The organism is Agrobacterium sp. NPDC058088 (assembly GCF_042885035.1).
GTDB lineage: Bacteria > Pseudomonadota > Alphaproteobacteria > Rhizobiales > Rhizobiaceae > Agrobacterium.
This window is the reverse complement of sequence record NZ_JBHVSU010000002.1, coordinates 636,556-651,895: the sequence shown is the minus strand read 5'-3', so window position 1 is coordinate 651,895 and position 15,340 is coordinate 636,556. Positions and strand designations below refer to the sequence as shown.

The window sequence follows — 15,340 nt, the reverse complement described above, 5'->3', positions numbered from 1 at the left end:
ATAACGCGTCTAAAAGCGTAGATGTTTCATGCGTTCATAAAACGACAGCGGTGAGCCGCACCATATACGATTTTTTACCAGCCACTTTCGCGCTGCAGACGTGGCCTGAGCGGGAGATCAGTCACGCCTTCTTCTGCCAACGGCCTTCAGGCGACTGCTGCCAGTAGGTCAGGGAATGCCCCTCTGTTTTCAGCCTTTTCCAGTGATTCCGCGCCATTTCGAGCTGGTAGGCATCGTATCCGTCGAACATGAACACGATGCGTTCATAGGCCGCCACCGCCGGCGGCTCGGCGCCATCGACGAGAAAGCGGACACTTGCCGCGTTGGCGTTCTCGTCCGATGCCGTCAGGAGAATCGGCTGGTTCTGCGGCACTGATGATGCATCGGTCGCATGCGGCAGGAAACTATCGTCGCGAAAGGTCCACAGATGCGTATCGAGGAAATCGCGACGCTCCTCGTCCACCGTCTGGATCGCGACCTTCCAGCCGCGCTCCAGCGATTTCTCGAGCAAAGGCGGCAAGGCGTCCTCCAGCTTCGATTCCGTCAGATGGTAGAACAGAATTTCAGTCATTCGCAGACGTGCCGCCCCGCTCGTTTCAATCTTCGTAATGGGCACGAACGAGTTCGTTCAGCAGACGCACGCCGTAACCCGAGCCCCAGGACTGGTTGATTTCGGTCAGCTGCGACCCCATTGCGGTGCCGGCAATATCGAGATGTGCCCACGGCGTTTCGCCCACGAAACGCTTGAGGAACTGCGCGGCGGTGACGGAGCCCGCCAGGCGGCCCGAGCTGTTCTTCATGTCGGCAAATTTGGAATCGATGATCTTGTCGTAATCCTTGCCGAGCGGCATGCGCCACAGTTTTTCCGCCGTCACCTCTCCCGCCTGCGCAAGACGCGCGGCCAGTTCGTCGTCGTTGGAGAAAAGACCGGCCTGCAGGTTGCCAAGCGCAACAGTAATGGCGCCCGTCAGCGTGGCGAGGTTGATCATGAATTTCGGGTTGAAGCGATCCTTGGTGTACCAGAGCGCATCGGCCAGAACCAGCCGGCCCTCGGCATCGGTATTGATGATCTCGATGGTCTGGCCGGACATGGAGGTGACGATATCGCCGGGACGCTGGGCGTTGCCATCGGGCATGTTCTCGACAAGGCCGATGACGCCGATCACGTTTGCCTTGGCCTTGCGGGCCGCGAGCACATGCATCAGGCCGGTGACGGCAGCAGCGCCACCCATGTCACCCTTCATATCTTCCATGTTAAGGCCGGGCTTCAGCGAAATGCCGCCGGTGTCGAAAACGACGCCCTTGCCGACGAAGGCAATGGGTTCATCCTTCTTGGAACCACCATTCCACTGCATGACCGCCAGCCGCGGTGGGCGGGCCGAGCCCTGTGCGACACCGAGAAGCGCGTTCATGCCGAGCTTCTTCAACTCCTTTTCGCCGAGAATTTCGACATCGACGCCGAGCTTGCGCAGTTCCTCGGCCTTTTCGGCAAATTCAACGGGCCCAAGCACATTCGGCGGCAAGTTGACGAGATCGCGCGCCAGAACCACGCCGCCCGCAACGGCTTCCGACACGGCAAAGGCCTTTTCCGCATTCTTATGGGCGGCGGTTACGATGGTGACATCGACTTTCTTCGGGGTCTTTTCGTCGTCGGACTTTTTCTTGGTCTTATAGGCATCAAAACTATAGGCGCGCAGCAGGAGGCCGAGGGCGAAATCTGCGGCAGCCTCGGCGCCCACCTCAACGCCCGGGGCATCGAGATAGATGACGACCTTATCCGCCTTCTTGAAATGAGCAGCCGCGGTGCCACCGGCGCGCAGCCAGTCATGGGCGACCAGCTTCAACGGCTTGCCAAGCCCAATGACGAGCAGACGGTCGGCGGCCGAACCCTGGGGCGCAATGACGTCGAGCGTCGCCATCGACTTTGCGGAAAAGCCTGAGATCTTCGACGCCCTTTCGATGACGCCGCCCGGATCGGCCTCGGAAGCACCGGCGACGGCCTGCGCCTCACCCGAGGCCTGCAGCACGATGGCCAGGGCATTTTCCAGCGAGGCGGAATTGGCGAAAGAAATATCGAATTTGGCGGACATGTTTTCCTGCTCTTCTTGGACGATCTGCATGATGCGCATGATCATGGCCTTTTCGGCCCGGGGCGCAACCCGCATTCTTTAAAGGCCCACAGTCGCCAAAGGAAAGGCATTTTTGTGGAAGACGAAATGACGTCATGAAACCGACAGCTTGTTCCACAAAAAGACACAGGCGGTGGAAAAATCATCGCGCAAAACATATTTGTGAGCATGCCGGAATAGCCAATTGCCAACGATGCGATTAGATAGGCGGAAATTCGGCGAGCGATCGCTCGAAAAAACAATATCGAACAGGGCCGTATGAAGCTTCTCGAGAACTATATCCTGCGGCGGACAACGCAGATGTTTCTGGTCGCGCTGTTGCCGGTGCTGGCCATCATCTGGACCATCCAGGTTCTCCAGAGAATCAATCTCGTCACCGATACCGGACAGTCGATGGGCTCCTTCATGGCGCTCGCGACGTTGATCCTGCCGACGCTCATTCCCGTCGTGCTGCCCTTCGCGCTTGTCATCGGCATCACCCAGATCTTCACGACGATGAACAATGATTCCGAGCTTGCCATCATCGATGCGGCCGGCGCGCCGCGTTCGGTAATGTATCGCCCGGTTCTCATTCTGGCCGCCGTTCTGAGCCTGTTTTCCTTCACCATCACCAATTTCATCGAGCCGCCCGCCCGCAACTCCGCGCGACAGATGGTGGCCGCCGCCTATGCCGACCTCCTGTCTTCGGTAATCGAGGAAAAGACCTTCCGCACCATTCAGGACGGCCTTTACGTGCAGATCGCCCAGCGACAGGGCCGTATCCTCAAGGGCCTGTTCGTGGCGGATCGTCGCGATCCGAATTTCGACCTCATCTATTATGCCAAGGAAGGCATGATCGATGAAAGCGGCACGTCGCTGACCATGCGCGACGGCGAAGTGCAGCAGAAGACGCCCGACGGCAAGGTCTCGATCGTCAAGTTCCTGTCCTATGCCTTTGATCTTTCCACCATGTCGGAAAAGCAGGATTCGGAGCCGTCGCTTTCACCCGGTGATGCGAGCCTTGGCTTCCTTCTCTCCCCGGACGAGAACAATGCAAGCTACAAGCGCTCACCGGAGACCTTCCGCAGCGAGCTGCACAAACGTCTGTCGGACTGGATGTTCGCTTTTTCCTTCGCGCTGATTTCCCTTGCCATCGCCGCCGACGCCCGGTCGCACCGCGAAGCGCGCCTGCATCCGATGGTCGCCGCGCTGGTGACCGCCTTCATGCTGCGCTGGCTCGGATTTTACGTCACCAATCAGGTCAAGCAGAGCGCTGCCTTCATTCCGCTGGTCTATGCCGTGCCCGGTCTCAGCGGTGCAGCCGCTGCCTTCGTGCTGATGACCGGCCGCAAGCCGAAAATGCCGAATGTGATCGCGGATGCGGCGGGACGCCTGCGCCGTCTCTTCTCCAGCCGGATGGCAAAAACCCCGGGGAGCGGTAACGCATGATCTTCAATACGCTCGCCCGGTATTTCCTGAAACGATATCTGATCACCGCCATCTGGTTCGTGATCGGCGTATCCTCGATCATTTACCTTGCCGACTTCAGCGAAACGGCACGGCGCATGTCCGGCCTGCCCGGTTATTCCGTTCCGGCGGCACTTGGCCTGACGGCGCTTCGCCTGCCGCTGATCCTGCAGCAAACGATACCGTTCATTGCGCTGTTCGTCGGCATGACAACGCTGATCTCGCTCAACCGGCGTTACGAGCTGGTGGTGACGCGTGCCGCCGGCATTTCCGCCTGGCAATTCATCCTCCCCTTCGTGCTCGGCGCCGTCTTCATCGGCATCCTGTCCGTCATGGTTCTCAACCCCATCGCCGCATGGGGCCAGAACAAGTCTCTCGCCATGGAGGCCGGTCTGCGCAACGAAGCAGGCGGCGGACGCCAGCAGCAGATCATTCCGTGGATGCGCCAGTCGAGCGGCGGCCAGGATACGATCATCGGCGCCAAGAGCTTCGAAGACAACGGAACGATGCTTCTCGACGTGGTTCTGATCGACCTCGACAAGGACGGAAACATCGTCTCGCGGAAGGATGCGAAGTCGGCTAAATTGGAAGATGGTTACTGGCTTCTTAACGGCGTTTCGGAAACCCGCGCCGGACATGTGCCAGTTCGGCAAGAAAGCATGCGGATCAGTACCAATCTGAGACGGGAATTCGTCCAGGAGCGCATGACGCAGACGGAAACCGTTGCTTTCTTTGACCTTTCTCACAAAATCGAAGTTGCAAAGTCCTTTGGACTATCTTCAAAGGCGCTTGAGACGCAGTACCATTTCCTGCTATCGACGCCCCTGCTTCTGGTCGCGATGACCTTGATCGCCGCGACCGTTTCATTAAAGTTCAGCCGCTTCGCCCAATCGCGCTCCGTGATTCTGGGTGGAATCGTTTCCGGCTTCGTGCTTTATGTAGTAACCGTGCTCGTAAGGGCATTCGGGAGTGGTGGCGTTGTCCCTCCCACCGTCGCGGTCTGGGTTCCAGTCGTCGTGGCGTTGGCATTGGGGGCAACTATTCTGCTTCATCAGGAGGACGGCTAGTGGCGGTAATTGACCGCGGGAATATCAGGCGGCTTTGGACGGCCCTTCTGACGGGTGCCGCTGTGTGCGCGTATTTGGCATCAAGCCCGGTCGCTTTTGGCCAGGGCGGGTTGCTTGCGTCGGCAAGCCAAGACGATTCGAAACTCCTGCTTACAGCAAATGAACTGACCTATAATCGTGACTCCCAGCGCGTCATCGCGAAGGGCGTTGTCCGCATGAAATATTCGGGCTACCGCATGGTTGCCCAGCAGGTGGAATATAACCAGCAGACCGGCCGCGTGATTGCCCATGGCAACATCGAGCTGATCGAGCCGGGCGGCAACAAGATCTATGCCGACGAAATGGACGTCACCGACGACTTCGGTCAGGGCTTCGTCAATGCGTTGCGCGTCGAGACGACGGACAATACCCGTATCGCGGGTGAGAGCGCCGAGCGTCTCGAAGGCGACCGGATGGTCCTCAACAACGGCGTCTACACCGCGTGTCTGCCCTGTGCCGAGCGGCCGGAAAAGGCGCCTCTGTGGCAGGTCAAGGCGGAACGTGTCATTCAGGACGGACAGACGCATACGATCCGTCTGGAAAAAGCCCGCCTACAGCTTTTCGGCCATTCGATTGCCTACGTGCCGTTCATGACGGTTCCCGACAACACGGTAAAGCGGAAGTCCGGTTTCCTGTTCCCGCAGATGAGCATGACCAACAAGCTTGGCTTTGGTCTCGGCGTTCCGTACTTCCAGGTCCTGTCCGATACATCGGATTTGACGGTCACACCGACCTACTACACGAAACAGGGCTTGCTTCTGCAGGCTGAGTTGCGCCAGCGTTTCGAGACGGGCATGCACACGCTGACGATTGCCGGCATCAGCCAGCAGTCGTCTGACACCTTCATCGCCGGAACGAGTGACGCGTTGAACGATCAGCGCGGCATGGTGGCAACCAAGGGTGATTTCAGCATCAACCCGCGCTGGGCCTTCGGCTGGGACGCCATGGTGCAGTCCGACAACAACTTTTCGCGCACCTATAGCCTCAAGGGCTACAAGAACGACGTCCAGACCAACCAGATTTATCTGACCGGTACTGGCGAGCGTAACAGCTTTGACGCCCGAGGTTATTACTTCAACGTTCAGGACACGGATAATTCCGAGCTCAAGGAACGCAAGCAGGCGATCGTTCATCCGGTCGTAGACTATCGTTACTTCCTGCCGGACCCGATCTATGGCGGTGAACTCTCGCTGACCACGAACTTCACGAGCATCAGCCGTTCGACGCAGGATTCCTACGCGATGGGCGGCTTCCCGCGCTTCAACGGTCTGGAAGGCTCTTATACGCGCTGGACCACGGAAGCGGAATGGAAGCGCACCATCACGATGGATAGCGGTCTTCAGATCACGCCGATCCTTGCTGCCCGCGGCGACGCGCTGTGGACCGACATGACTGCGGCAAGCTTCACCTCCGGCGGCACATCCTATGCCTATGAGGGCATGATCCATGACGATGCCGCCTTGCGCGGCATGGTCACCGGTGGCCTTGAGGTGCGTTATCCCTGGTTGTTCACGGCCCTCAACAGCAGCCACGTGATCGAGCCCATCGCGCAGATTTTCGTTCGGCCGAACGAGCAATATTCCGGTCGTTTCCCGAACGAGGACTCGCAAGCCTTTGTGTTCGATGCCACCAACCTGTTCGAGCGCGACAAGTTCTCCGGCTTCGACCGTATCGAAGGTGGTACGCGTGCCAATCTCGGCTTCCGCTATAACGGCACGTTCGACAATGGTTACGGCATTCGCGCCATTGCCGGTCAGTCCTTCCATCTGGCAGGCGACAATTCCTTCGCCTCCTATGATCTCCTTAATGTGGGCGCCAATTCCGGCCTCGAATCCGATCGTTCGGATTACGTCGCCATGGCTGCCTTCGACGCGCCGATCGGTCTTTCGCTGTCCTCGAGCCTGCGTCTCGACAAGGACAATTTCGAAATCAACCGGTCTGAAACGGGCATCAGCTATTCGGATCGCCGCATCAACGGCAAGCTCAGCTATACGCAGGTCAAGGCACAGCCGGAATATGGCTATAGCGAAAACCGCGATATCATCCAGGCTTCCGGCTCGCTGCGCATGGACGACAACTGGTCGCTGTTCGGCTCGATCAATTACGATCTGAACGGTAAGTTTGCCGCTGAACGCCGCATCGGCATTGCCTATCAGGATGAATGCACGATCTTGACGGTCAGCTATTCCGACGAAGGCAACATCAATTCCAGCCGCCAGGCCGCCAATGACTGGTCGATCAACGCCCGTCTGGCCTTCCGCACGCTGGGTGACATCAGTGTCGGTTCGGCAAACGAAGACTGGAACGACATGGATATCGGCTGGAAGCCAAACAATTACTGAGTTGAAAGGCAGGTCACACAGCATCGTGGTCTGCCTTTTTTCATTTGATCAGTAAAGTCACGGTTTTGCCGCAACAACAGGCCAATGTCGGCCGGGCGTGAAACCTTGAAGGTTTTCTTTCAACAAACCGACACATTGCCGTTTTGCGGATCGCAGTGATATATACGTGGCGAATTCGCAGTGCGGGTTGACGGGTGCAGGTCTGAAATGCCGGGAATTTCTGATATTCCCGCTTCGGACGGAACAGACTGGCGGAAGAGGGCAAGGATCCTCTCCGACGAAAGGGAGAAACAGATGATGAATTTCGGAAAGTCGGCTTTGCGTGGCGCTGCGTTTGCCTTTGCGATTTTCGCCGTTCCCATGGCCGTTGTGCCCTATACCGGCCAGGCCCTCGCCGACAGCACCGTCAAGATCGTCGTCAACAAGACACCTATCACCAACGATGACATTGCAAGACGCGTCGCCTTCCTGAAGCTGCAGCGCCAGTCCGGCAATCTCAATGAGAAAGCCCGCGAGCAGCTTGTCGATGAAGCGCTGAAACGTGAAGAAATCGCCCGCGTCAAGATGTCGGTCAGCACGCAGGATGTCGATGCTGCCTTCGCCCGCTTCGCCGGCAACAACAAAATGAAGCCGGAGCAGCTGACGCAGGTCCTCGCCAAGGCCGGTGTCGGCGCCGATCATTTCAAGGCCTTCATCGCCGTTCAGATGAGCTGGCCGCGCCTCGTCAACGCCCGTTACGGCGCACGCGGCAAAATGTCGAACCAGGACCTCGTGACCCGCCTGAAGGAACGCGGCGAGAAGCCCGTGACCACGGAATATTTCCTGCAACAGGTCATCTTCGTCATCCCGGAAGCCAAACGCAACGCCATTACCGGCAAACGCAAGGCCGAGGCCGAAGCTTCGCGCAAGCGTTATCCTGGTTGTGATCAGGCCATGACCTTTGCAGCAACCATGCGCGACGTAGCGATCAAGGATCTCGGCCGCATCCTCGCGCCGGAGCTGCCGGAAGACTGGAAGGCACTGGTGGAGAAGACCAAGGAAGGCGGCACCACCGGCACGCGCGTGACCGAAAAGGGTGTCGAATATCTGGCCATCTGCAAGCAGCGTCAGGTTTCCGACGATTATGCCGCGGAAATGGTGTTCAAGGCTGAAGACCTGATGAAAGCCAAGGACGGCGAAAACCCGAACGAAAAGAAATATATCGAGGAACTGCGCAAGAAGGCGCAGATCGTCAACACCTGATATTGAGAAAAGAACCGGGTCTTTCCGTGACACATGCATCCCTGCCGCTTGCCCTGACCCAGGGAGATCCAGCCGGTATCGGCCCCGATATCGCCATCAACGCCTGGGCCAAGCGCCGGGAGAACGGTGTGCCGCCCTTCATCTTCATCGGCGATCCCGATGTGGTGGCAAGCCGTGCGGCGCTGATCGGCGTCCCGGTCAATATAGAGACCTGCGACGTGGAGAGTGCCGTCGGCCTGTTCGAGCGCGCTTTCCCCATCCTTCCCCTTCCCGTCGGCTTCGAAGTGCAGGCGGGTCAGCCGCATGTCGGCGCTGCCCATGCGACGATCAAGGCCATCGAGACGGCCGTTTCCCTGACGATTGAAGGCAAGGCTGCAGCTGTCGTCACCAATCCCATTGCGAAATCCGTGCTTTACGAAGCCGGTTTCGGTTTTCCCGGCCATACGGAATTTCTGGCCGATCTCGCCCTGCGCCAGACGGGCAGGCAGGTGACGCCGGTGATGATGATTGCCGGCCCCAAGGTTCGGGTCGTGCCGGTCACCATCCATATTCCGGTAAAGGATGTGCCCGCTGCGCTTACGGAAGAGCTCATCGTCACGACATGCCGGATTATCGATACCGATCTGCGGGAAAAATTCGGCATAACGGCCCCGCGTCTGGCTGTCGCCGGTCTCAACCCGCATGCGGGTGAAGATGGCGCGCTGGGCACCGAGGATCGTGATGTGGTTCATCCGGCGACCATACGGTTGCGGAAGGACGGCATCGACGCCTTCGGCCCCCTGCCCGCCGACACCATGTTCCACGATGCCGCCCGCAAGCGTTATGACGTGGCGGTGTGCATGTATCACGATCAGGCGCTGATCCCCGCCAAGGCGCTCGGCTTTGACGATTCGGTCAATGTCACGCTCGGCCTACCCTTCATCCGCACGTCGCCTGACCACGGTACCGCCTTTGGCATTGCCGGCCAGGGCATTGCCAATGAGGCGAGCCTCGTGGCGGCGCTGACGATGGCGGCGGAGATTTCCGCCCGCAGCCGGGTTGGCGCGTAATGGCCGCCATCGATGAACTGCCGCCGCTGCGCGATGTCATCCAGCGCCATGGGCTCGATGCGAAGAAATCGCTCGGACAGAACTTCCTGTTCGACCTCAACCTGACCCAGAAGATTGCCCGCACGGCCGGGCCGCTCGAAGGCGTAACGGTGATAGAAGTCGGCCCCGGTCCCGGTGGCCTCACCCGCGCCATTCTGTCACTCGGCGCGAAAAAGGTCATCGCTGTCGAGCGCGACAGCCGCTGCCTGCCCGTTCTTGCGGAAATCGAAACCCATTATCCTGGACGGCTTGAGGTCATCGAAGGCGACGCGCTGAAGACGGATTTCGAGGCGCTGGTTCCAGCCGGTGAGCCTGTGCGGATCATCGCCAACCTGCCCTATAATGTCGGAACGCAATTGCTGGTCAACTGGCTGCTGCCGAGGGAGTGGCCACCCTTCTGGCTTTCGATGACGCTGATGTTCCAGAAGGAAGTTGGGCAGCGCATCGTGGCTGAAGAAGGCGATAATCACTACGGCCGTCTCGGCGTTCTCTCCGGCTGGCGCACCGTTTCGGAAATGGCCTTCGACGTTCCGCCACAGGCCTTCAGCCCCCCGCCGAAGGTAACCTCGACGGTCGTACATCTGCTGCCGAAGGACAAACCGCTGCCCTGCGACGTTGCCAAGCTTGAGAGGGTGACCGAAGCAGCCTTCGGCCAACGCCGCAAGATGCTGCGCCAGAGCGTGAAAAGCCTTGGCGGGGAAACGCTGTTGGAAAAGGCCGGTATCGATCCCACGCGCCGGGCGGAAACGCTCTCGGTGGAGGAATTCGTGACGCTGGCGAACTGCCTGTAACATCTGGCATATGGTCGCCGTTCCCAACGGTAGCAAAGGTTCCACCTGCGAATAGAGGAACAAGTGCGTGGAGAGTGCCGGTTTTGACTATAAGCTTGATATTCCCGCCGGAACACCCGATTGCGTTGTCATCTTGCTGCATGGATTGGGACGAACGGAAGACGACCTCATTTCTTTTGGCCGCGCCGTCTTTCCCAAGGGTGTCTTATATGCGCCGAGGGGCGCTGTTCCCTGGGAGAATGGTTTCGCATTTTTTCGCAGAAAACCCGACAGAGAACTCGATATCGACGATCTGAAACATCAGGCGACCAGACTGTGCGGCTTCGTTGCGTTTGTATGTCAGCAGACGGCGCAAAGACCCCTTCTCGTCGGATACTCGAACGGCGCGATCATCGCGGCTGAAACCATATGTCAGGCGCATCATCTGTCGAAAGGCGCCATCCTGCTTCGTCCGTTAACTCCGAGAAAAGACCAGCCTCTTCCGAGCCTTGCGGGGTATCCCGCACTTCTGCTTGCAGGCGTCAACGACGACCGGCGTCACCCCTCCGATGCTCCGTATTTGGCCGAGCAACTGGTCTCAGCCGGCGCTGATGCCGTGCTCGAAACGATCAATACAGGTCACGGCTGGGCGGAAGACGCGGCGGACGAACGATTGTCACGGCAATGGCTGGCGCGCGGGCTCATCGCGTAAATCAGAGCTTCGGCTCTTCTTCCAGCAAGGCCCGCACGAAGTCGAACATGCCGTGGCGACGGTCGCGGCGGACGCGTTCGGCCTTGACGATCGCTTCTATGCCTTCGAACGCGGCCTGCAGGTCGTCGTTGAGGATGACATAGTCATAGTCGCGCCAGTGTTCGATCTCTGCACGGGAGTTGAGGAGGCGCGTTTTGATGACCTCCTCGGTATCTTCGGCGCGGCGGTGCAGGCGTGACTGCAACTCGGTCATGGTCGGCGGCAGGATGAAGATGGAAACGACGTCGGCTTTCATCTTGTCCTGAAGCTGCTCGGCGCCCTGCCAGTCGATATCGAAAAGCATGTCGCGGCCGGCAGCCATGGCTTCCTCGACGGGTTCGCGGGGCGTGCCGTAGAAATTGCCGTGAACTTCGGCCCATTCCAGCAGTTCGTCATTGTCGCGCATGCGCTCGAAATCGCGCTTGGAGATGAAGTGGTAATGGATGCCTTCGATCTCGCTCTGGCGGCGCGGGCGCGTCGTGACGCTGACGGAAAGGCTGATATTCTTGTCTTTCTCGAGCAGGTTGCGCGCAATTGTGGATTTGCCTGCGCCCGATGGCGAAGAAATCACCAGCATCAGCCCCCTGCGGGCAATCGTGACGGGAGAATTATTCACCGGGACCATGGGGTCTACTCCAGATTTTGGACCTGCTCGCGAAACTGGTCGATCACCACTTTCAACTCTATGCCCGCTGCGGTTACCGCACTGGCATTCGATTTGGAACAGATTGTATTCGACTCACGGTTAAATTCCTGTGCAAGAAAATCGAGCTTGCGGCCGACAGGGCCGCCATTCTCCAAGAGTTCCCGGGAAGCCTGGACATGGGCGCGCAGCCGGTCGATCTCTTCACGCAGATCCGCCTTGGTGGCGATCAGCGCTGCCTCGGCATGCAGCCGGTCACGGTCGAGCCCGTGCAGGCCATCACCAATGAGGGCGATCTGCTGGGCGAGCCGTGCGGCAATCTGCTCAGGCTGGCGGGACGGATCATTCTCGATGATGTCCACGAGCTGCTCAATGCGGTTGATATGGCCGGACAGGATGGCGAACAACGATGCCCCTTCCCGCTCACGCATGTTCTTCAGCTTCTCTGCGGCAGCGGCAAAACCGGCGAGCACGTCACCGTTGCGCGATGCCTGCGCTTCTGCGTCGTCCTCCGCCTCGCGGAAATCGACCAGACCGCGTATTGTGAGCAACGTATCGAAGCTCAGCGGCTTGTCATCGACAACATCACCGAGCTCTTTCTTGAGCGCCAGAACGGCGGCAAGCGCGTCGCGATTGATCACGGCCTCAAGCCGGTTTTCCGCGATCGCCAGCGTCAAACCCGCCTGAATATTGCCGCGGGAAAGATGCTCGCCGGCGATTTCCCGCAAGGCCGTTTCCAGTGTTTCAAGACCGGTCGGCAGACGCAGACGCACATCGAGCCCCTTGCCGTTCACCGAACGCAATTCCCAGGCCCAGCGGTAACGGCCGGAGGTTCCTTCGCTGCGCGCAAAGCCGGTCATCGATTGCAATGTCATATCTGGAAGCCCCCTTACGCCGTACAAAACCGGGCCCTGTGGATGACAGGGCCCGGTCGAGATTATCAGTTGTTGGCAGGTTTTTCCGCCTCTGCGCCGCCCGGTTGGCCGTCCACGATCACTTCGGGATTACCACCCGATGCAGCCTTCTCGGCCTCGATCTTGCGCCAGCGGCGAACATTGGCGTTGTGCTCTTCAAGCGTCTTGGCAAAGACGTGGCCGCCGGTGCCGTCGGCAACGAAATAAAGGTCATCCGTGCGCCATGGATTGGCGACCGCCTCAAGTGCCGCCCGGCCCGGATTGGCAATCGGAGACGGCGGCAGGCCCTTGATGACATAGGTGTTGAACGGCGTCTGTTTCTGCAGGTCCGACTGGTAGATCGGCCGATCGGAAGGCTTTCCGTCGCCGCCGAACAGGCCATAGATGATTGTCGGATCGGATTGCAGGCGCATGCCCTTCTTCAGGCGGTTATAGAAGACGGAGGCGACATGGGCGCGCTCGTCATCCTTGCCGGTTTCCTTCTCGACGATCGAGGCGAGCGTCACGAATTCCTCGACGGTCTTGATCGGCAGGTCGGGATCGCGCCGTTCCCAGATCATGTCGATCAGCTTGTCCTGCGCTGCACTCATCTGGCTGATGATTTCTTCACGTTTGGTGCCGCGGGTGAAACGGTAGGTGTCCGGACGCAGGCTACCTTCCGGGGGCAGCGTGGCAGGAAGTTCACCATCCAGAACCTCGTCGGCGGCGAGGCGGGCGAACATCTGCTTCACGGTCAGACCTTCCGGCAGCGACACGGAATAAAGGATCGATTTGCCGGATTCCAGGAGCAGCAGGATATCCTTCATCGATGCGCCGGCCTTGATCTCATATTCGCCGGTTTTCAGCGTCTGGTCCTTTTGCAGATAGCTGCCGGCCATCAGACGGAAAACGCGCGCGTTCGAGATGACGTCGTTGCGCTCGAGGTTATTGGCAATCTCGATGAGGCCCGCACCATTGCGGACGGTAAAATGTGTATTTGTTTCAAGCGGACCAGGCTCCTGGAACGCATTGATCATATAATAGAAAGCGGCAATGGCCAGCACACAGACGGCAACGGCAAGCGTCATCAGAAAATTCAGGAAGATCACAAGCTGCCCGTGGGCCTTGCGCGAGCGCTTGGGCGGCGCCGGGACTTTTTCCGGCCGCAAGGCTTCCGTCGGGGATTTCGGAATGATCGGGCCGCGATTGCCTTCGCCCGCACCGTTCTGTCCGTATGGTCCCTGGCTGTTCTGATTCGTGTCGCTCACCGTCGGTCCTTTTCAGTTCGGCGTTGTCAGCGCTTTTTGCGCAGGTAATGCGGCAAAAACAGGTTCGGAATGCCGTCCCGCACCACATGGAGATATCGTGAAGCCCTGATATTGCGCTTCACGGCCATCGTTTAGGACAAAGCCCATGGAGGAAGCCGCCCGCAGCCGGAAATAACCCGACCCGGCAAACGCCTTCCATAAACGACTACAATATCGGCGCGAAAATCGGAATGGCTTTCGCAAGCCGCAATGCGTTGTTCAAGGGAAAGAACAATTTTCTCAGCGTCCGGCAGGAGAACGCCGCGACCGCCATGGACAGCTTGCGGCGCAGACGCCATCGCGACGGCAAACCGCCGCCGCGATTATGCTTCGTAACGACGCAGCACCAGCGAGGCGTTGGTGCCGCCGAAACCGAAGGAGTTCGAGAGCGCCACGTTGACCTGCCGCTTGCGCGCCTTGTGCGGCACGAGATCGATCTTCGTCTCGACATCGGGATTATCGAGGTTCAGCGTCGGCGGAACGATGTTATCGCGGATCGCAAGCGTCGCGAAAATCGCTTCGATTGCACCGGCCGCGCCGAGAAGATGACCGGTGGCCGACTTGGTGGAAGACATGGAAATCTTCGAAGCCGAATCGCCGACAAGCCGCTCGACTGCGCCAAGCTCGATCGTATCGGCCATGGTAGAGGTGCCGTGGGCGTTGATGTAGTCGATGTCATCGGCCGTCAGACCGGCGCGCTTCAGCGCCATCGACATGCAGCGATATGCACCGTCGCCGTCCTCGGAGGGAGCCGTGATGTGGTAGGCATCACCGGAGAGGCCGTAACCGACGACTTCGGCGTAAATCTTCGCGCCGCGCGCCTTGGCGTGCTCGAGTTCTTCGAGAACGACGATGCCAGCGCCCTCGCCCATGACGAAACCGTCGCGGTCGCGGTCATAGGGGCGCGAGGCTTTTTGCGGATCGTCATTGTGCTGGGTGGAGAGCGCCTTGCAGGCGGCAAAACCGGCGAGCGAAATGCGGCAGACCGGCGACTCGGCGCCACCGGCGACCATGACGTCGGCGTCACCAAGCGCGATCAGACGGGCTGCATCGCCAATGGCGTGCGCGCCGGTTGAGCAGGCGGTAACCACGGCGTGGTTCGGTCCACGCAGCTTGTGACGAATGGAAACCTGGCCGGATACAAGGTTGATCAGACGGCCGGGAATGAAGAATGGAGAAATGCGGCGCGGGCCCTTGTCGCGCAGCGTGTAGCCCGCCTCGACGATGCCTTCCAGACCGCCGATGCCGGAGCCGATCAGAACGCCGGTGGCGATCTGGTCTTCGTCCGTTTCCGGATGCCAGTTTGCGTCGGCAAGCGCCATGTCGGCGGCGGCCATGCCGTAAACGATGAATGGATCGACCTTGCGCTGTTCCTTGGGCTCCATCCAGTCATCGGCATTGAAGGTGCCGTTGGAGCCATCGCCGACGGGGATACGGCAGGCGATCTTTGCGGGCAGGTCCTCAACCTCGAATTCAGTCACGAGACGGGCACCGTTCTGGCCGGCCAAAAGCCGCTCCCAGGTCACTTCCGTTCCGCATCCAAGAGGAGATACCATGCCGGTACCGGTGATAACGACACGCCTCATCGCCAATGCTCCGCCCTTATCCAAATCATCGGTCTTT

Annotated in this window: 13 protein-coding genes; 7 read left to right on the top strand and 6 right to left on the bottom strand. The window is 59.3% G+C overall.

Annotated features, from left to right (window positions below; genetic code table 11):
- Positions 1–121: 121 nt before the first annotated feature.
- Both ACFVTJ_RS08520 and ACFVTJ_RS08515 read right to left on the bottom strand, forming a co-directional pair.
- The gene (locus ACFVTJ_RS08520; protein WP_386906354.1) at positions 122–571 is read right to left on the bottom strand and encodes a DNA polymerase III subunit chi; all 450 of its coding nucleotides are present in this window, start codon (positions 569–571) and stop codon (positions 122–124) included.
- Between the two features lie 25 nt (positions 572–596).
- Positions 597–2,090, bottom strand: coding sequence for a leucyl aminopeptidase (locus tag ACFVTJ_RS08515; protein ID WP_386906914.1), 1,494 nt, complete (start codon positions 2,088–2,090; stop codon positions 597–599).
- 297 nt (positions 2,091–2,387) lie between these two features.
- On the opposite strand from ACFVTJ_RS08515, the gene ACFVTJ_RS08510 reads away from it, so the two are divergent.
- The 7 genes from ACFVTJ_RS08510 (at position 2,388) to ACFVTJ_RS08480 (ending at position 10,835) form a co-directional block, all read left to right on the top strand.
- The gene (locus ACFVTJ_RS08510) at positions 2,388–3,557 is read left to right on the top strand and encodes an LptF/LptG family permease (RefSeq protein WP_386906353.1); all 1,170 of its coding nucleotides are present in this window, start codon (positions 2,388–2,390) and stop codon (positions 3,555–3,557) included.
- Positions 3,554–4,642, top strand: coding sequence for an LPS export ABC transporter permease LptG (lptG, locus tag ACFVTJ_RS08505; RefSeq protein WP_386906351.1), 1,089 nt, complete (start codon positions 3,554–3,556; stop codon positions 4,640–4,642). Before ACFVTJ_RS08510 ends, lptG begins: the two co-directional genes overlap by 4 nt.
- Positions 4,642–7,023, top strand: coding sequence for an LPS-assembly protein LptD (locus tag ACFVTJ_RS08500; protein WP_386906350.1), 2,382 nt, complete (start codon positions 4,642–4,644; stop codon positions 7,021–7,023). Before lptG ends, ACFVTJ_RS08500 begins: the two co-directional genes overlap by 1 nt.
- 294 nt (positions 7,024–7,317) lie before the next feature.
- On the top strand, positions 7,318–8,265 hold the full coding sequence (locus ACFVTJ_RS08495) for a SurA N-terminal domain-containing protein (protein ID WP_386906348.1): 948 nt from the start codon (positions 7,318–7,320) through the stop codon (positions 8,263–8,265).
- Positions 8,266–8,291: 26 nt separating this feature from the next.
- Positions 8,292–9,314: a 4-hydroxythreonine-4-phosphate dehydrogenase PdxA gene (gene pdxA, locus ACFVTJ_RS08490; protein WP_386906346.1), complete on the top strand. Its 1,023-nt coding sequence runs from the start codon at positions 8,292–8,294 to the stop codon at positions 9,312–9,314.
- Positions 9,314–10,144: a 16S rRNA (adenine(1518)-N(6)/adenine(1519)-N(6))-dimethyltransferase RsmA gene (rsmA, locus tag ACFVTJ_RS08485; RefSeq protein WP_386906344.1), complete on the top strand. Its 831-nt coding sequence runs from the start codon at positions 9,314–9,316 to the stop codon at positions 10,142–10,144. Before pdxA ends, rsmA begins: the two co-directional genes overlap by 1 nt.
- Before the next feature lie 67 nt (positions 10,145–10,211).
- Positions 10,212–10,835 (top strand): alpha/beta hydrolase, encoded by a 624-nt coding sequence (locus ACFVTJ_RS08480; protein ID WP_386906342.1) that lies wholly within the window; start codon positions 10,212–10,214, stop codon positions 10,833–10,835.
- A 1-nt stretch (position 10,836) separates the two neighbouring features.
- On the opposite strand, the gene gmk is transcribed toward ACFVTJ_RS08480, so the two are convergent.
- The 4 genes from gmk to fabF form a co-directional block, all read right to left on the bottom strand.
- The gene (gmk, locus tag ACFVTJ_RS08475) at positions 10,837–11,499 is read right to left on the bottom strand and encodes a guanylate kinase (protein WP_386906340.1); all 663 of its coding nucleotides are present in this window, start codon (positions 11,497–11,499) and stop codon (positions 10,837–10,839) included.
- A gap of 5 nt (positions 11,500–11,504) precedes the next feature.
- On the bottom strand, positions 11,505–12,392 hold the full coding sequence (locus ACFVTJ_RS08470) for a YicC/YloC family endoribonuclease (protein WP_386906338.1): 888 nt from the start codon (positions 12,390–12,392) through the stop codon (positions 11,505–11,507).
- A gap of 65 nt (positions 12,393–12,457) precedes the next feature.
- Positions 12,458–13,678, bottom strand: coding sequence for an endolytic transglycosylase MltG (gene mltG, locus ACFVTJ_RS08465; RefSeq protein WP_386906336.1), 1,221 nt, complete (start codon positions 13,676–13,678; stop codon positions 12,458–12,460).
- Positions 13,679–14,040: 362 nt separating this feature from the next.
- Positions 14,041–15,303, bottom strand: a complete 1,263-nt coding sequence (gene fabF, locus ACFVTJ_RS08460; RefSeq protein ID WP_386906334.1) for a beta-ketoacyl-ACP synthase II — start codon at positions 15,301–15,303, stop codon at positions 14,041–14,043.
- Positions 15,304–15,340 lie beyond the last annotated feature (37 nt).